The sequence below is a fragment of the Paenibacillus sp. LC231 genome (assembly GCF_001860525.1).
Taxonomy (GTDB): domain Bacteria; phylum Bacillota; class Bacilli; order Paenibacillales; family Paenibacillaceae; genus Paenibacillus_AQ.
Genome location: NZ_JFOM01000029.1, coordinates 20,517 through 39,074, shown reverse-complemented (window position 1 = coordinate 39,074; position 18,558 = coordinate 20,517). Strand labels below are relative to the sequence as shown.

Here is an 18,558-nt window from a genome sequence, read left to right as displayed (position 1 = left end):
TATAGTCTCTTCAGCGTGCTGAGTGCACACTTATAAACCGTTTTGAAATAAAGGACGCTGCCCATTAAGGGGCAGCGTCCTTTGTCAGTCATGGCATATGGCATGGGAAAACCCGTATTATTCCGGCTGGGCATAAAATTGCCCTTGTCCGATTAACCGGGATGCCGGGAGGAAACGGAGGGTGTCTGTATTCCGCAAGGGAACCGAAACATAAAGCGCAGCCGGGTTCTCCAGATTCTCGGAGGACCATCGATGCCAGCCCGTTAAGTTAAAAGGCGCGCCGTAGGCGGCATTGCCTTTTGCGGACTTAAATATCAGGGTGGAGTGCTCCTTAAGTAAATTCCGCAGATCGGCGCTGCTTCGGGCTGTTAGATTTCCAGTGGTCAGCCACAGCAGATTATCGTAAGGATCCATGGAGTCACCGGTTGCGATGGAGGGCGTTCCGGCAAACCAACGATTGGATTTGGATGAAGTTACGAGTCCTTTGGCTGTTGCAGGCAGCGATACGGATACCAGCTTCGTCGTTGAATGCGTCTGCTGGGGCTCATCCGGTAGGGCTTCACTATTTAGTGCATTAAAATAAAACGGCTTCTTGCCGGGCAGCTGGACCTGCCAGACGGGGGACACGTCATACAGCTTGCGCACGGTGCTGCCTTGAGGCAATGACCCTCCAGCCTTCACAAGGCCTTCCGAAGCGAGCCGCTCTTTCAGCGGCGCTTGGCTGTAGGGAAGGGTTGAGCCGATCCCGTATTCACTCAGGATATATCCGCCGTCTTCGCCTGCACTGATAATCATGTATCCTTGCGGCAGTCCTTCATCGGAAATCGTGACTAACCAGCCGTGCGTGCCCGGACCGAGCGGTGTGAACTCGAGTGCTGCTTCGTCCCATGTCGTAAATGGCGCATGGGCCGATAATTGAGCGACAGTCTCCTCGGCAAAGTCCATCAAATTCCCAGGAACCTGAGCTACAGCTTTGTTCTGACTAACCCCTGAAACGCCTGATGTGTGATGATTCGCAGTAAACGGGGTGCCAGTCAGACTAAGGCTGTTCGCAGAATTGGAAACGTCGGCCTGTCTTGCTGCAGCCAAGCTTGCCTGCGGCTGGACCGTGCTGAACCAGAGGATAGTCGTTACAATGATGGAAACAGACAACATTCGATATCGGCTGTTCTGCTTGTTATCGGCTGATTGGGGCTTAAAGTTCTTGCAATCCTTGACATCATGGTTATGAAGTTCCATGTTCCAACGCTTCAAATCATTAACCGCCTTTCCTTGGCCCTACGCGCCGTGGATGTGTTGGAATCATCATATCGGACAAGCTCTGCAAAGGCTGTTGCAAGCTGTCGCGGCAGGAGAAGGGAGAATGGTTCTTTTTTTGCCTGCTTTTGTAGAGGAGCGTCATGATGACGCACCCACAGGCGAACACAGATGAAATAGACCGCAGGTTATGACGGACAAGCTCACTTTCGGCTCGTACTGCCATTGCATTTCGGAACGGCGGTTCTTATATTGCTCCTCGATGAGCGCTTTTTTCTCTTCATCCTGCTCCTTGAGCAGGTCCTCGTAATAGCTGTCGATCACCAACAATTCATCTTCAAGACGTTCTCTTGCTTTTGTGGCCCAGTCATAGTCGAGCTTACTTAGCTTATCGATAAGATGGTTCTCCAGCGCATCTACGGCCTGCTGCAAGGTAAGAGCAGCGGGGCGGACGTGAACGCTTTCCGGCAAGCGGGGCGTCAGCTCGCGTCCATCCAGGATCGCCGGGAAGTCTTGGGCAATCGCACGGCTGGATAGCGAGATTCCGAGAAAAAACAATTCCTCCCGCTTCAGATCACAGCTGAACTCTACCTTGAAGCAGACGCCCAGCCACTGCTCATACGGCGTGGAACGGGCTCTTGGACGAGGCTCGGTATCGCGCTGCTGGAACAGATAGACGCATTTGCCTTCCTCTCGGGAAGCATTCCAGATTTGGGCCAGCCGGCTGCTGCCGTAGCCAATGTTCTCCCGCTGAATGCGGCCGGGACCGAGGATGGGCAGAACCGGAGCATTCCCGTAAAAGCGGGCCAGGAGCGGATCCTGCGTAGGCGAGGCAAGCTGCGCTTTGGCTTCGGCTTCCTTGCTTTCTGCAAGCCGTTCGTCGTATTTTTCCGGATCAAACACGAAATTGAACGATAACGTTTCGGCGGGAGCGCCGGTACGCTCCACGAAACCCCAGTAATACGGGCGGTTGGTGAGCATTTTGTCGGCTTGCGGAGACAGTTTCACGGTGACATGCTCAGGCGATTTTTCAATGACGGTGCATTCGGTGGCTTCCAAATAGGCCATGAAGTGCTGCTGCACCTCCTGCGGCGTCATGGTCATATTAGGCTTCTTCCTCTCTTAGATTATCTTCGACGGTGCTTCCCTGCTCGATATCCTGCTTGATATGGTGAATCGAGTCGCCCAATGTGCTGATGCGCTGGCGGATTTCATCATCGTTGCCGGACTCCAGCATGATTTTGTACAGGCTCTTCTCGATGGACTCCTTCTTCTCGAACCGCTCGAGAATGACATCCAGACCCCCGATGACCATCTCGAACATGTTGATCTTCTCGTGCAGCAGGTTCAGAATGTGCTCTTCAATGGTTCCTGACGTGGACAGGTTGTAAATCTTCACGTCATTGGTCTGGCCGAGACGATGCACGCGTCCGATCCGCTGCTCGACCCGCATGGGATTCCAGGGCAGATCGAAGTTGATCATATGGTGGCAGAATTGCAGATTGATGCCTTCGCCGCCGGCTTCCGTAGCGATCATGACCTGCGCCTTGCCGCGGAACAGATCCATCATCCAGTCTTTCTTGCCGCGGTTCATTCCGCCCCGGTACGGTACGGAGATGAGCCCATGATCGCGGAAATAATTGAGCAGGTATTCCTGCGTGGCGCGGTATTCCGTGAATACGATGACCTTCTCGTTCATTTGCTGGATCAGCTCGATGGTTTTTTCCGCCTTGGTGTTGGCTTTGATAGCCTTGATGAGATAGACGAGCTCCCAGATTTTATCGCGCAGCGGAGAGTCCTCGGGCAGCTTCTTGGACAGATTAACAAGAGTCACGAAAACGGCATCGCGGCTGCTGCACACTTCACGCTGGAGCGTAACAAGGGACAGCATACTGCTTAAATTTCCCCCTGCTGCCTGATACTGATCTTTGACGAAGGACGTGACGCCGTCGTATAATGACTGTTCTTCGGGCGAGAGGCTAAGCCCTACATTGCGGACGGATCGCTTGGTGAATTTCACTTCGCCTTCGCCGCGGCGGTTACGGATCATGACCTTGGACAGCTCATCCTTGAGCTGCTCCTGGTTCTTGGGTCTTCGTTTATCGACAACAAAATTAGCGGCAAACTGCCCTTGGCCTCCAAGCTGGCCCGGCTTCAGCAGGGTGATCAGATTGAAGAGCTCGCTGAGATCGTTCTGCACCGGCGTGGCCGTCAGCAAGAGGCAGTATTTTTTGCGCAGCTTTTGAATGAACTGATAATTGGATGTTTTCTTGTTCTTGAGTTTGTGCGCCTCATCGATGATGAGCATGTCGTACTCCTCGTTCAGCAGAATCTCCTGATGCGGATCGCGCTTCGCCGTGTCCATGGAGGCGACAACGATATCATTGCCCCAGGAGTACGCTTTTTTCTGCGCAATCGCAGGAATGCCGAACTTGGAGTTCAGCTCGCGAACCCATTGCAGCACAAGGGAAGCCGGAACGAGAATCAACACCTTGGATACCAGGCCGCGCACGATGTATTCTTTTAAAATAAGGCCGGCTTCAATCGTTTTACCAAGCCCCACCTCATCAGCGAGAATGGCTCGGCCCGACATCTCGAACAATACGCGTCTGGCGGTATCGGTCTGATGGGGGAGCGGGGATAAGCCGCCTAGGTGCTTGAGGCATTGCAATTCTTCAAAGCTTGTAACGAGACGCGATTTCTCGCCCTCCACGGCAAGCTGGGCCAGACGATAGTCACCCCAAGGTCCGCCCTTGTCCAGTCGACCGGCGAGATCGTCAAACCAGGAACGGTCGATCTGCAATGGAACGGGAAGACGCGCGTCGAAAATCATGCCTGAGTCGGCAGATGGCTGATGAAACATGTCGATCTCCTCCTGTTGTGAAAGATTCCGGGCCAGCGGTGTATATGTAGTATGGACGAAAAAAGAAGTCTTCATAACCTTGCACGGATTCGGAAGGCGTGGAATAACCCAAAGGGCGCACGGCTGCTGGAATTGGATATTTTCATCCTTTTTTTTCATAGGGAAAGGCGAAAAAGAGAGCGAGAGGAAGAAAGCGGAAGCTTGCGAGCGGGAGCTTGGATCTGATGGCTTAATTTTCACATTATCGGCATAGTTAACCTATATATAGTGTAGTATAATGGATTAGTAGCACTATATATGGTGTATATAGTGGTTTTGAATGTTTGACCGGCTACATAACAGGTTATGTTGTTGGTGAGCGCATAACTGCGGAACTTTTTAATTTTATATTTTATATAGGAGGTAGTTGCTCTTGAGTACGATGCAGAATCAGCGACTGGAAGGTTTAAGCGAGAAGATCTTTTTGGACCGGTATGCCTGGAAGGATGCGGACTCCAACAACGCTAAGGTAGGCGATGTGGTGCTCGTTTTGACGAAGGATGATCCTAAATTTCCGACCAAGGAAGTTGGCGAAATCGTGAAGCGCGAAGGCCGCAAGGTCACGGTGAAGACACGGAAGGGCGAGCTTGTGGAATCGGACGTGGAGAAGCTGACGTTAACCATCGAGAAAACGCCGGAAGAAATGTGGGATCGACTCGCGGCTGCCATGTCATCGGTTGAGGCAACGCCGGAACTGCAGGAAGAGTGGCGCGGGAAGTTCCGCGAGATTCTGGATGATTGGAAGCTGGTGCCGGGCGGACGGATTGCGGCTGGAGCGGGTGCAAGCGATGAATTGACGCTGTTCAACTGCTACGTAATTCCTTCACCGAAGGACAGCCGGGGCGGCATCATGGAAACTCTGAGCGAGATGACCGAGATCATGGCACGCGGCGGCGGAGTCGGCATTAACTTGTCTTCCCTGCGTCCTCGGCGCGCGATCGTAAGAGGCGTGAACGGTTCCTCCAGCGGTGCGGTATCGTGGGGCGGATTGTTCAGTTATACGACGGGATTGATCGAGCAGGGCGGAAGCCGCCGGGGCGCGCTCATGCTGATGATTAATGATTGGCATCCGGACGTGGAGGATTTCATTACCGTAAAGCAGACGATGGGACAAGTTACGAATGCGAACCTGTCGGTATGCGTCAGCAATGATTTCATGAAGGCCGTGAAGGAAGATCTGGACTGGGAGCTGGTGTTCCCGGATACTACGGATCCTGACTATGATGAGCTGTGGGACGGCGATCTGGATAAATGGAAGAAAGCCGGACGCCGTATCATTCCATATAAAACAGTAAAAGCACGCGAGGTCTGGCACACGATTATCGAATCCGCATGGAAATCCGCAGAGCCGGGCGTCGTATTCATGGAATACTATAACCAGATGTCCAACAGCTGGTATTTCAACCCGATTATCTGTACGAACCCTTGCGGCGAGCAGGGACTTCCGGGCTGGGGCGTATGCAACCTGTCCGCGATGAACCTGTCGAAGTTCTATGATGAAGCGAACCATGACGTTGCCTGGGATGAGCTGGCTACAACGACACGGTACTCCGTGCGTTTCCTGGATAATGTCATTGACCGGACGCCGTACCATTTTGAAGAAAACGAATTGAACCAGAAAAAAGAGCGCCGCGTGGGTCTCGGAACGATGGGTCTTGCGGAGCTGATGATCAAGCTGAACATCCGTTACGGCAGTCCGGAATCGTTGGAGTTCCTGGATAAGCTGTATGGCTTCATCGCCCGCGAAGCGTATCTCGCTTCCGCCGATATTGCCGAAGAGAAGGGTTCGTTCCAGGCATTCGATGCCGAGCTGTACCTGCAAAGCGGCTTCATGAAAAATATGGCCGAGGTGTATCCTGAAGTTGCCGAAGCGGTGCGTGAAAAAGGCGCACGGAACGTCACCGTCATTACCCAAGCGCCAACGGGCAGCACGGGTACGATGGTCGGAACATCGACAGGCATCGAGCCGTATTTTGCCTTCAAATACTTCCGTCAGAGCCGACTCGGCTTCGACGAGCAGTTCGTGCCGATTGCTCAGGATTGGCTGGACAGCCATCCGGGCGAAGAGCTTCCGGATTATTACGTCACGGCGATGAGTCTCTCCGCAGAGGATCACATCCGGGTGCAGGCGGCAATTCAGCGCTGGGTGGACAGCTCGATCTCGAAGACGGCCAACTGTCCGTCGGACTTTACGGTTGAAGATACAAAACGACTGTATGAGCTGGCATTCGATTTGGGATGTAAGGGAGTAACGATCTACCGCGACGGCAGCCGTGACGTGCAGGTGCTGCAGACGGAGAAAAAAGAAGATAAGGCCGTCGAAGCGACCACAGCTTCTACTGCGGAAACAGCGCTTGAGCAAAGCGCGGCAGGCCAAGCCGCAGAGGATGCAACGAACGTGGAGCCGGCGGCTGCCAGCGTGGCCGTGACAGCCTCAGCGAGCAAGAGCGGGTTGGATAAGCAATACAAGAAGCGTCCGCAAGTGCTGCGCGGCGCAACCTATAAAATGAACACGCCGTTCGGCATGGCGTATATTACCATCAACGATCTGGACGGTATCCCTAGCGAAATCTTCCTGAACGTCGGCAAGGCCGGTTCGGATGTGTTCGCAATGGCGGAAGCCTTGGGCCGCGTCTGCTCCTTGTTCCTGCGTTACGGAGACCACGGCAATAAGGTGGAGCTGCTGATCAAGCACCTCAAGGGCATCGGCGGCACCGGCGCGATCGGCTTCGGCGCAAACCGCGTAGAATCCATCGCCGACGCTGTGGCGAAGGCGCTCGAGACGCACGTGGCGAACAACGCCGGGGTGGATCATGACCATGATCCGGCACCGGTCGCAGCCACGATGGCGCCTGTCGATGCAGGCGAGGCCGAGGCGACGGCAGCCGCAGGGTATGGCGGACACGGCTCCCACGCAGGCGGCAGCTCGATGTCGCTGGATCTGTGCCCATCCTGCGGCGGGGCATCCTTGATCAATATCGAGGGATGTAAGACTTGCGGGAACTGCGGGTATAGTAAGTGTTCGTGAGGAAGTTGTTAGAACAGGACACTAGCAGCAGGTGTGATATTCCATAATTTTTTGGATTTGTTTCAGAATAAATTAGATAGAAAATTCCAAAAATCCTTAGAAACGATTATTTATTCATTTAATATAATAATTCAGATAAGGCCAGACAACAGGTATTGTTGTTCTGGTCTTTTTGGTTAGGAGGATTATTTTGCTGAATAGACCTTATATTTATGAAGATGAATCAATTGAAGGCTACATAAATAGGGTAGCGGCACTAAATTATCGAACTGAGAACTTACTGAAGTTCCCTTAGACAAATTAAAAAAATAACATATTACAAATTACAAGGTTATCCTTGGCAAAGAGAACTATCCCTGATTGGTTATGAAAAATCGGATCCAATATTGCCCGTATTGTATTAACAATCAGATTTAAAGCCACGCGTCCGGTATACAGTTATAGCCTGATCGCGTTAATGCCAGCATGGTTATACCAAAAAACCAAGGCCTGCTGGAGCAGGCCTTGGTTTGGGTGTGATTATCGTATTACGCTGTCACAATTAGCATTGCCTTTACGCAGGCAGAAATTTTATTCGTAGGTCAGGCTGTCCAGAATTTCCTTTACGCTCAGTTCAGCGCAAGCCATGGACGTATCGGCTACGCCATAATACATCTTCACGACATCGCCATCGACCAGTGCGCCGCAGGAGAAGACAACGTCTCCGAAGAATCCGTTCTTCTCATAATCCGCTTCCGGCTCCATGATCGGTTGACTGGAGCGGGCGATCACTTTGGATGGATCGTTCAGATCCAGCAGCAGGGCGCCCATGCAGTAGCGGTGATCCAGGGTTGCACCGTGGTAGAGCTCCAGCCAGCCTTTTTCCGTACGGAATGGAACGGCACCGCCGCCCATACGGCCGCTGTCCCACATGCCATCACGCAGACCCGCCAGATGTTTGTGATTGCCCCAGTATATAAGGTTATCGGATTCGGCAATCCACATTTCCGGATTTCCCGTGCTTTTCGTGGTTGGACGATGAAGCGCATAATATTTGCCGTTAATTTTCTCAGGGAAGATCAGAACGTCCTTGTTGTCAGGTCCGAAAATCATGCCGTGATGCGTGAAGTTCACAAAGTCTTGGGTGGACACCATCGACTCGCCGACACCGACAGGCGATACGGCCGAGAAGTAGATATAATACGTTTCGCCGATTTGCGTTACACGCGGATCTTCGATACCGAACGTTTCAAGTGACTGTGCCGGATAGACAAGCGGTTTATCATCGATGGTAAAGCGGTGCCCGTCCTTGCTCCGTGCTACACGAATATAGGACAGAGAGGTCAAGTATTCGAATGTAGCGCTTTGATTCACGTTGCGAATGACACGCGGGTCGGAGAAATCATAACGCGCATCATCGGTACGGAATTCAAGAATGTCCAGCTTCTGCGTGTCAGCATTGAAGACAGGTGCCTTGACAATCATCGGATCAGAACTAATGGGGCGCTCCGCTACACGGAGAAGCAGCAGCACTTCACCGTTATATTCGGCTACGCCTGCGTTAAAAGCGCCAATCACTTCAAAACCGTCATGATACGGCTTCACGTCAGCCGGTGTAACCAGAGGATTCTCCTCATATCTGTATATATTCATGGTTGTTTACCCCTATCCAATAAGCATTTTTTTGTATATATGAGCTTGTCACCGAACCTCAATGGGTAAGGCAGGCAGCAGGATCTTTTATCCTATTGCTCGAATTTGAGGAACGGATCCTCGATTGTCACACGATGCGCTTCCGCATCGCTAATCCCTGCGTAGAGATCCGCGGTTCCATCTGGCTTGCGAACCAATCCTCCGCTAAATACGACATCAGCCAGATCCGGACGTTTGGTTTCACCCGGCAGGAATTCGGCCCGTACGGCAATCAATTCCATATCACTAAATGCGCCTGTCTGTGGATCGAGCGCAAACACCATCGGATAATAGTGACGATCACCGGCTTCATCAAAGCTGGCCACATGGCCAAGCACGCCGACAAGTCCATTGTTCAAAATGTGCAGCTCATTAGCCCCGCCCCATTCCGCATCGATGAATTGATCAGCCAGGAGGGGAGCATCGTTAATGAGTTCTATCGTCACGTCGTCAAGCGATTTCACCCTGGTAAAACCAATCTTACCTCGGCCGCCTTTTTTGCCTTGAGGACGTGTGAACACGCCGATTTCGCCGCCGGCCAGCTCCGTGAGGCGTAAATCCTTCATCGCGTCGGGTCCCGTGAAGAAAGGGGAGAGATCATTCAGCGTTTTGCCTTTCCGGAATACGGTTCTCCACATCAGCGCATTCTCCATCGTAGGATGAGGGAAGATCTCAACGCCGCCTAGGACCAGTTCGCCTTGAATGAAGGTAAAGAACGGATCCTGAAGCGTAAAGACAGGCGCTCCTTCTTTCGGTACCCAAGTGCCGTCCTGCTCCACGAAAAAGTGGATTTCGGAATGCTCGCTGTCCCGCGATTCTACCCGGCCTGCAATCACAGTGACTCCATCAATCTGGAAAGGGGCTGTGATATTATACACATCCTTGTCACCTACACCCGTAAACTGAAGTTTTACCGGGTTCTGAACGGTGGATTTCTTGTCTCGATATGCTTGCAACAGCGCTGCGCATGTTTGTACTGCTGATTTATTCAATGCCACGAAAATGATGCCTCCTTCTATATAAACAAAAGATAATTGCTCTTAGGAAACCCAGACAACCGCCGTGTGAGGGGGTACTTCGAATACAGATCCGCCGAGCGATAAGGGTTCTTTGCTTGCAGCAACCAACTCCAGCTCCTGGTCAGACCAATCGCTTAGGTCCAGATGGAGCGGCTCGCTCCCGAACTGGAGCACAACGACGGCTTCATCGCTGCTGAAGCGTTTGGTATACACGATTGCCGAACCCTTCAGTTGATCCAACTTGAGGTAATCGCCCATATAGAGGGCCGGGTACTGAATTCGGAGCTTAAGCAGTCTTTTATAAAAAGCAAACATGGAGTTCGTTTGCTGCTGCTGTGCTTCTGCATGGATCTGCTCATACCCGGGACCCATTCCGATCCATGGCGCCTGATCCGAGAAACCGCCGTAACGATTTCCATTCCACTGCATAGGAGAACGGGAGTAGTCCCGGCTTTTGGTACGTGCTATGTTCAACGCTTCTTCTTCTGTGCGTCCATTCTTCAGCGCGACTTCATAATGACCGAGACCCTGAATATCCCGCATATCCTCGATCCGGTGCGCGATGTGATTTCTCATCCCGATCTCGTCGCCATAGTAGATAAATGGGATCCCCTTCGCCGTTAACATGAGGGCTGCCATCAGTTTGGCTCTCTGCTCCTCAAGCTCGGCATCGCCTTCGCCGAATCTGGAAATGTGGCGCGGCATATCATGGCTGCTGAAGAACAAGGTCGGCAATTGATCCGGCGCATGTTGTTCTTCCATTAATTTGATCTGTTTATATAGATCCGCAGGGAGGAACTGTTCCTGACTGCCCAGGTTAAAGTTGAACACTACATCGAGAAGGCCGCTGCCGCTGTAGCGGCGCAGGATGTCCATATCCTCGGAGCCTACCTCGCCTACCATGAAGATGCCATCCCGTTCATGCACGTAACGGCAGATTTCGCCGATCGCTTCAACAATCCCATCCTGGTTCTGATCGTACAGGTGAATCTGATCGCCGTTCCCATCAACCGGGTTATCCTGGAATTGGCCGGAGACTTTAAGGAAATTGACACATCCAGCCGGAAGCCGTCAATTCCCTTATCCAGCCAAAATCCCATGACGTCTTTCATTGCCTGGCGGACTTCCGGGTTGGCCCAGTTCAGATCAACCTGTTCCTTGGCAAAGGCATGGTAGTAATACTGCTCTGTATCCGGATCCCACTCCCAGGCGCTTCCACCAAAGAAGGATTCCCAGTTATTCGGTATCCCTTGATCTGAAGGAGACTTCCAGATGTACCAGTCACGCTTCGGTGAAAGGGTAGAGGATTTGGATTCCTGAAACCAGGGATGGGCCGACGAGGTATGGTTCAGCACCAGATCTACAATGACCCGGATCCCTCGCTGGTGAGTTTCTTCTATAAACCGCTCGAAATCTTCCATTGTCCCGTAATCCGGATCTATGGCGTAATAATCCGAAATATCATAGCCGTTATCGATCTTGGGTGATTGATAGAAAGGAGTCAGCCAAATTCCGCCAATCCCGAGCTCCTTCAGATAATCCAGCTTGGATGTAATTCCGGGAAAATCACCAACGCCATCCCCGTTTCCATCACAGTAGCTTGGCATATAAATCTCGTAAAAGGCGGTTTTTCGCCACCATTTCATTTGAGTCCTATCCATACGTTTTTCCACTCCCGGATGAACGGCGTGTCCATCCCTTTATTTAAGAAGAAGCCCGAATAGCAGGTTGTAAAGTACAGACCTCTTATACGAGCTTCCTGCAGCAAATCTGATGTGGTTTTGAAGCCATCCGTGATTTATTTGAGACTGAACTGCATTCCTTCCTTGAACTTCTTGCCGAAGATCGCGAACATAATAATAATCGGCACGGTGAGCAGGACGGATGCGGCATACAGCGGACCTGGATAACTGCCATACGGTCCGAACATCTGGGACAAGAGAACGTTGAGTGTCAGCATATTGTCACTGCGTACGATGAGCATATCCCATAAAAGTTCTGTCCAGCGTTCCATCAGCAAGAACAGGAAGATAACCGCGGTAATGGACTTGGACATCGGAATCATGATTTTGTACAGAATCTTGAAATCCGAAGCGCCGTCCAGTTTTGCGGCTTCAATAAATGCATCCGGAACGGCTTTAAAGAAGTTGGTGTACATGAAGATCGCCCACAAGCTGACGGCCTTCGGTATAATCATTGCCCAGTACGTATCAAACAGTCCGACCTTCTGGATAATGAGGAAGTTTGGAATCAGCAAAATGATCGCCGGAAAGAACATGTGGAACAACACAAAGTTATTCACGGTGTCGCGTCCACGGAATTTCAATTTGGACAATGCATAGGCAACCATAATACCGAACAACATCATCAGGAAAGTGGATCCGACGGAAACGATAACGCTGTTAAAGAATGAATTCATCCAAGGTCTGGCAATGCCGACCTCACCGCCGGAGAAGAGCCATTCATAGGATTTTAATGAGAATTTGCTTGGAACGAGCTGCCGGTCCACCTGTGACCAATCTGCAAAAGAGTTGAGCACCATGTACAAGTAAGGATACACCATGACGAGAAGCAGAAGGGTTGCCAGTATATAGCGGCCCGTGAGTCGACCTTTACTGTTTTTCTTAGACCCAACCATTGCGTTTACCCCACCCTTCCAGCAGTTTTCGAATCACATAGATAGAGATAAAGGTAACGACAGAAGCCATGATGGCTATTGCTGAAGCATATCCAGCCTGCAGATTCGTAAATGCTTGATTGAAGATTTCCATCTGCCATGTATTCGTTGCAAAGTTCGGTCCGCCGCCTGTCAGCTGGTAAACCTCTGTGAAGATACCGAAAGTAACGCCGAACGAGAGAATCAATGTTGTATATAGAGCAGGGTACAAGAGAGGCAGTGTAATCTTCCAGAATTGTTGTCTGTCGGTTACTCCATCAATTGCAGCTGCTTCGTAGACTTCTTTATCAATACTTTCAAGGCCTGAGGTCAGGATCAGAGCATAGTAACCTGTGAATTTCCAAGCCAAGATCAAGCCGACAATAAACAGTGCCGAGAACGGCGTGCCCAGCCAGTCAATGTTAATTCCGAACGTTCCTCTTAGGAACTCATTGACCGGACTGTTATAAGATAGAAAACCTTGTACGATCAGGGACGCTACAACCCCTGAGGATAGATAGGGCAGGAAGAACCCTATTAGGTACACGCTTTTAAACTTAGGCAATCCTTGTATGACAACAGCTACGGCAAGTGACATGGCCGTCACCAGAGGAACAAATAACATCATGAATTTGTAGGTAACCCAAAAGGCGGATTGAACCCCTGGTGCTGCCATGGCTTTTCGGAAATTATCCAGTCCTACAAAATCAAAATCGGGAGCGATGAGGTCCCAATTCGTAAAAGAAAGGTACAAGGACCAAATCAGCGGCCCCAGGAAGAATACCAATCCGAAAATAATGTAGGGACTGGCAAATAGCCAGCCCAACTTATTATTTTGTTTATTAATCATTATTGAAGTTCACCTTCAATCGCTTTCTTCATATTATTCCAACCGGTTTGCGGATCGATTTCGCCGCGGATGACCTTATTAAATGCCTCTTGTCCGATAAAGGTTTGAAGCTCATTGAATTTAGGGTTATCCATCGCAGGAACCCCTTTGGACACCGCTTCTGCATATGGAGCCAGTTCCGGTTTTTCAGCGAGGATCTGCTTGAAGCCTTCCACTTCGTTCAGATCATCACGTGCTGGAGGCAGGTTGGTTTGCTTAAACCATTTCACGTCATTCTCCTCATTGGAATAAACCCATTTCAAGAATTCAGCAGCAGCCTGCTGTGAAGCTTCCGGTGCACCTGAGAAGATAACAAGGCCTTTTGCATCCGCATAGGTTTTTGCATCGGCCGGATCCATATGATCCGGAACCGGAGGCAGGGTCAGGGTGAAGTTCTCTCCATATTTAAGTTCAGGATATTTCGTTGCCCACATATCGAATGTCCAAGGACCGATATCGGTGAACACACCCGCACCGGTTTCAAATGGGTCGGTTGCATTTTGAGAAAGGATGCCGCCAGCTTTACGCAGTTCATCCACGAAGGTCAGCATTTCAACGCCAGCTTTGTCATCTGCAACCAGCTTCGTTCCTTCGATGAATTTGTTGCCGTCTGATGCTGCGTTGTAGAGCAAGAAGAAGTCAAACCAGCGTTTCCAAGCTGTAGGGTCGGCAAGGTCAGCACCTTTGGCCCACATATACTTATCCGGATACTTCTCTTTCAGTTTCGCAGTTGCCTCCAGAACTTCGCTGTACGTTTGGGGAGGCTCATTGTATCCGATCTCTTTCAGGAAGTCTGTACGCCATCCGATAAGCATCGGGTTTGAATAGATCGGCAATACATATTGATGACCATCCGCGAATTCCCACGGCGCAATGGTTTCTGTCATGTTCCGGGATTTTACCATCTCTTCGAACTGCGGCAGTTCGTCGAGAGGCAGGAGCGCTTTGCTGTTTGACAGTTGAGCAGCAAATCCACGGTTAATATTTTCAGCTACTGTCGGTGCATTACCGCCTGCGATGGCAGCCTGAATGCTTGCTTCAGAGCTCGGTGATTCTTTAATCGCACTGACGTTAACCTTTACTTTCGGATTTACAGTTTCATATTCTTTGGCCATCTCCTGCCAGAATGCTTGCTGTGGCGGATTAGGCGCTGCCCAGAATTCTACGGTTGTTACACCGTCTGCGCTTTGTTCGCTGTTGTCGCCGTTACCACAAGCTGCAAGCACCGTTCCACCTACCAATGTAATTGCAAGAAGCAAAGAAATTCTCTTTTTCTTCATGTTGACCCATCCTCCCAAATGCAATATGTCCTCCAAAGAACAGAGGGTAACACCGCTGAGTTTGTAACGTTACAAAAAGATGATTACAAATTACTGAAAGCGTTATATTCACATTATTATTCAGGAATACCTGTTTGTCAACGCTTTTTAACCAAAAATACCATAAACAATTAATTCCTGTGAGACATGTCACAAAACATTGTCACTTTACATTTTTATTTTGTAACGTTAAAATAATGTTAGTAATGTTTGATCTAAATCTTTCAAATCTCCATTGGTTTTCGGTATAGTATGATGTGAATCCATTACTTCTATACAACCATTCCTATATAAGAGAAAGGGTCGTTATCCTTGACTAAGTCGAAAATTACGATGCAGGATATCGCAGACCACCTGCAAATATCTAAAAATTCGGTTTCGCAAGCTCTATCAGGTAAAGGCGGTGTCAGTGAGGAAACGCGCAAGCTCATCACTCAAACTGCCGATGAGTTAGGCTATGTTTATACGGGAAATCGAAAGCGGTCCTCCGATCCGGAGGATATGATAGCGTCTACAGGCAGTATTGCTCTTGTAGCAACGGACTTTGCTTTTTCCTTGCGGGGGTTTTTCGGGGAGATTTACTTGACTATTGAACAGGAAGCACAAAAACGAGGCAAGAAGTTACTCATTCAGTCCATCTCCCAGCAGATGATGAAGGACGGTACGCTGCCTCCTTTTGCCCAACAAAAAGAAGTAGACGGTATTCTTATCCTCTCCCATCTGAGCACTGATTATATGAACAAACTGATTGATACTGGTATTCCTACCGTCCTTATCGATCATCATCATCCGGATGTACAGGCGGATGCCATTCTGACGAACAATCGGTTCAGCGCTTACCGTGTCGTTAAATATCTTCATGAGCTTGGGCATACCCAAATCGGTTTCGTCGGGAATACCTCATTCTCTCCAAGTTACTATGAACGCCTTGAAGGTTTCACCCTTGCTCATCATGAACTGGGCATCACGCTCCATCCGAAGTGGATTCTTAGCGATGCGCTGGAGGATCAAGAGTATATGGAAAAACGGATGCGGGATCTGGATGAACAGCCCACCGCATGGTTCTGTGTCAATGATGGCCTTGGTTTTATCGTGAACTCTATCATTTACAACCTGGGCTTCCAAATCCCTGCGGATATTTCGATTGTCAGCTTCGATAACGGACAGCTTTCCAGACTCGCAACTCCCAAAACCACCACGATGGCAGTGGATCTGGCCTTGTTCGGCAAAACAGCGATCAGACAGTTATTCTGGCGGATGGATCAACCGGAATCTCCCTATGTGGAGATTCTGCTGCCAACAACCCTGATCGAACGTGATTCAACCGCAGTCCCGCGTGATTAATTTAACTTTCTGAATAGATGGAGGCTAATGAACATCATGACTACACAAGCTCAAGCACAAGCAGTACGGGCTTACGAACAATGGCTGAACAGCCGAGTAGTTGACGAAGCATTCAAAGAGGAGCTTCGCAATATAGCAAACAATGAGAGTGAGCTTACAGATCGATTCTATAAGGAGCTGGAGTTTGGAACCGGGGGACTGCGCGGAGTCATCGGTGCCGGCAGCAACCGGATCAATATCTATACAATAGGTAAAGCGACGCAAGGACTCGCGGTGACCCTGAGAGAGCAGTACGAATCGCCTTCAGCGGTCATCGCTTACGATTCCAGACGCTTTTCACCGGAATTCGCCCTTGAAGCTGCCCTGGTCCTCGCGGGGAACGGTGTAAAAGCGTATGTTTTTGAATCTCTTCGTCCTACCCCTGAACTGTCCTTTGCTGTTCGGCATTTGAACGCAGAGGCAGGGATCGTGATCACCGCAAGCCATAATCCTCCGGAATATAATGGATATAAGGTATACGGCGCAGACGGTGGACAAATTACGCCGGGTATGGCAGCTCAAGTTATTGAAGCTATCGGTCAGGTTGCTTCTTTTGAAGAGATCCTGAAGCTGGATCGGGCAGAAGCGGAAGCAAACGGCTTGCTCGTATGGCTCGGCCAAGAAATCGATGATGCGTATACTCTGGCTGTTGCCGGTGTAAGCCAAAATCCCGATATCATTCGGGAAGCAAGCAATGACTACCGGATTGTATTCACGCCGCTGCATGGAACCGGCAATGTGCCTGTTCGTGCTGTACTCCATCAGCTTGGCTTTCAGCATGTCGATGTTGTCCCCGAGCAAGAGCTTCCGGATGCCGATTTTTCGACCGTGACATCACCCAACCCGGAAGAACATGCTGCATTTGAGATTGCTATAGCTCAGGCCAAGTTGAGTGGAGCTGACCTCATCCTGGGTACCGATCCGGATGCGGACCGTATGGGAGCTGTCATTCAAGATGATCAAGGGGCGTATTTTATCCTTAGCGGCAACCAGTCCGGTGCCCTCATGGTTCATTACTTGCTCCAATCCATGAAGCAAAAAGGAACCCTTCCTATGAATGGCGCCATCATCAAAACGATTGTGACCAGTGAGCTGGGGGCTGCCATCGCTTCTGCGTATGGCATGACCGTGTTCAACACCCTGACCGGTTTCAAATATATCGGTGAGAAGATGACCCAGTTCGAGCATACCGGAGAGTTTGAATTTATTTTCGGATATGAGGAAAGCTACGGTTATCTTGCAGGCAGCTATGCGCGTGATAAGGACGCCGTCATTGCGGCCATGCTCATGGCGGAGGCAGGCGCATATTATAAGGCACAGGGCAAAACCTTGTATGAAGTGCTCCAGCATCTTTACACAACTTATGGCTATTTTGCAGAGAAGCTGGAGACAAGGACGCTCAAAGGCATTCAGGGCGTGCAGCTGATCGCAGGTATTATGAGCACTTGGCGTGAATCGGCACCAAGCGAAGTGGCAGGTATCGAACTCAGCAAAATAGAGGACTTCAGCCTGGGGCTGTATGATCTGCCCCAAGAGAACGTGTTGAAATTCCATCTCGCTGACGGCAGCTGGTTCTGTCTCCGCCCATCCGGCACGGAGCCGAAGATCAAGATGTATTTTGCTGTCCAGGGGGGTACCTATGAGGATGCACAGTTGAAGATCTCTGCGCTTACCCGGGATGTAATGGCTCGAATAGATGCTTATATAGAAGATCATTGGTCATAATGCATAGAAAAAGACTGAACCAGGTCGTTCGATTAAGAACGGGAAGGGTTCAGTCTGAGGTGAATGTGTCCGAACGGGCAATAAAATTAATGCTAATAGGGATAGCTTTTATGCTTCTCGTCTATTTATACAAGGTGAACCAGGTAGTAGGTTGTATGGAAACGAATTTTTTATTGTAATAATTGGTTTTTTTGATGACTTTATTTGGTGGTTTTAGAGAGAAGATAATAAAGTTTTTTTAGTGATAAATAAGGTTATGCTAACGGGATACGTTAGCATAATAAAGCAAGCAGGTATAATTTATTGTATTGTAAAGATGAATCGTGGGAACTCAAATGTCGGGGGACATGAACATAGTCCCATTGAAAGTCGCTAAAATGGTATTATCCCCTTTTAGTAGACAAGAGAAAAAAGACATCTGTTAAGATGGACTTAATCTTGCCTAACGAAGGGGATTTTTTCATGGGGTGGATGTCTATTTCGGCTGATCCCTACTCATCATGGCAACGTGGATCCAACGAGAACAGCAACGGCCTACTTCGAGAGTTTTTTCCGAAGGGTCATGATCTCGCTGAAATTACCGATGAGGAACTGGCCCATGCCATTCGCCTCATCAACCTTCGGCCCCGAAAGTGTCTCGGTTGGAAGTCTGCTCTCGAATCGTTCATGGCAGAGCTGTCGCACTTGGCTTGACAATCCGTCTTTCGTA

13 protein-coding genes and 1 pseudogene are annotated in these 18,558 nt (G+C 50.0%); 4 read left to right on the top strand and 10 right to left on the bottom strand.

The features are described 5' to 3' along the window. Nucleotides 1–117 precede the first annotated feature (117 nt). The 3 genes from AK95_RS20325 to AK95_RS20315 all read right to left on the bottom strand — a co-directional run bounded on the left by AK95_RS20325 (nt 118) and on the right by AK95_RS20315 (nt 4,120). The gene (locus tag AK95_RS20325) at nt 118–1,254 is read right to left on the bottom strand and encodes a hypothetical protein (protein ID WP_235613176.1); all 1,137 of its coding nucleotides are present in this window, start codon (nt 1,252–1,254) and stop codon (nt 118–120) included. A gap of 144 nt (nt 1,255–1,398) precedes the next feature. Further along, nucleotides 1,399–2,361 (bottom strand): YqhG family protein, encoded by a 963-nt coding sequence (locus tag AK95_RS20320; protein WP_071221729.1) that lies wholly within the window; start codon nt 2,359–2,361, stop codon nt 1,399–1,401. A gap of 1 nt (nt 2,362) precedes the next feature. Next, nucleotides 2,363–4,120: a DEAD/DEAH box helicase gene (locus tag AK95_RS20315; RefSeq protein ID WP_071221728.1), complete on the bottom strand. Its 1,758-nt coding sequence runs from the start codon at nt 4,118–4,120 to the stop codon at nt 2,363–2,365. A 421-nt stretch (nt 4,121–4,541) separates the two neighbouring features. On the opposite strand from AK95_RS20315, the gene AK95_RS20305 reads away from it, so the two are divergent. Further along, a complete protein-coding gene (locus AK95_RS20305) occupies nt 4,542–7,187 on the top strand; it encodes an adenosylcobalamin-dependent ribonucleoside-diphosphate reductase (RefSeq protein ID WP_481855859.1) in 2,646 nt (881 codons plus the stop codon). A gap of 570 nt (nt 7,188–7,757) precedes the next feature. Here AK95_RS20305 and AK95_RS20300 read toward each other — a convergent pair. The 7 genes from AK95_RS20300 to AK95_RS20275 form a co-directional block, all read right to left on the bottom strand. After that, complete coding sequence (locus AK95_RS20300; protein ID WP_071221725.1) at nt 7,758–8,819, bottom strand: BtaManbiosPhlase; 1,062 nt, start codon at nt 8,817–8,819, stop codon at nt 7,758–7,760. Between the two features lie 92 nt (nt 8,820–8,911). Continuing rightward, nucleotides 8,912–9,856 carry an MTP-1 family protein gene (locus AK95_RS20295; RefSeq protein WP_071221724.1) on the bottom strand — a complete coding sequence of 315 codons (945 nt, stop codon included), beginning with the start codon at nt 9,854–9,856 and terminating at the stop codon, nt 8,912–8,914. A 42-nt stretch (nt 9,857–9,898) separates the two neighbouring features. Further along, complete coding sequence (locus AK95_RS35170) at nt 9,899–10,861, bottom strand: alpha-amylase family glycosyl hydrolase (RefSeq protein WP_481855858.1); 963 nt, start codon at nt 10,859–10,861, stop codon at nt 9,899–9,901. Further along, a complete protein-coding gene (locus AK95_RS34920) occupies nt 10,774–11,538 on the bottom strand; it encodes an alpha-amylase family glycosyl hydrolase (RefSeq protein ID WP_268801971.1) in 765 nt (254 codons plus the stop codon). The genes AK95_RS35170 and AK95_RS34920 overlap by 88 nt, the downstream gene beginning before the upstream one ends. Before the next feature lie 137 nt (nt 11,539–11,675). Further along, on the bottom strand, nt 11,676–12,515 hold the full coding sequence (locus AK95_RS20285) for a carbohydrate ABC transporter permease (RefSeq protein ID WP_071221723.1): 840 nt from the start codon (nt 12,513–12,515) through the stop codon (nt 11,676–11,678). Then, nucleotides 12,502–13,380 (bottom strand): carbohydrate ABC transporter permease, encoded by an 879-nt coding sequence (locus AK95_RS20280; RefSeq protein ID WP_235613179.1) that lies wholly within the window; start codon nt 13,378–13,380, stop codon nt 12,502–12,504. Before AK95_RS20280 ends, AK95_RS20285 begins: the two co-directional genes overlap by 14 nt. 2 nt (nt 13,381–13,382) lie before the next feature. Continuing rightward, a complete protein-coding gene (locus AK95_RS20275) occupies nt 13,383–14,702 on the bottom strand; it encodes an ABC transporter substrate-binding protein (protein WP_071221721.1) in 1,320 nt (439 codons plus the stop codon). Nucleotides 14,703–15,053: 351 nt separating this feature from the next. Here AK95_RS20275 and AK95_RS20270 point away from each other — a divergent pair, with 351 nt between their 5' ends. The 3 genes and pseudogenes from AK95_RS20270 to AK95_RS20255 all read left to right on the top strand — a co-directional run. After that, nucleotides 15,054–16,085: a LacI family DNA-binding transcriptional regulator gene (locus AK95_RS20270; protein WP_235613175.1), complete on the top strand. Its 1,032-nt coding sequence runs from the start codon at nt 15,054–15,056 to the stop codon at nt 16,083–16,085. 36 nt (nt 16,086–16,121) lie between these two features. After that, entirely contained in the window at nt 16,122–17,849 is a 1,728-nt protein-coding gene (locus tag AK95_RS20265; protein WP_071221744.1) for a phospho-sugar mutase, read from the top strand. A 483-nt stretch (nt 17,850–18,332) separates the two neighbouring features. Continuing rightward, nucleotides 18,333–18,542 (top strand): annotated as a pseudogene (locus tag AK95_RS20255) (transposase); the annotation flags it as partial. Between the last annotated feature and the right edge of the window lie 16 nt (nt 18,543–18,558).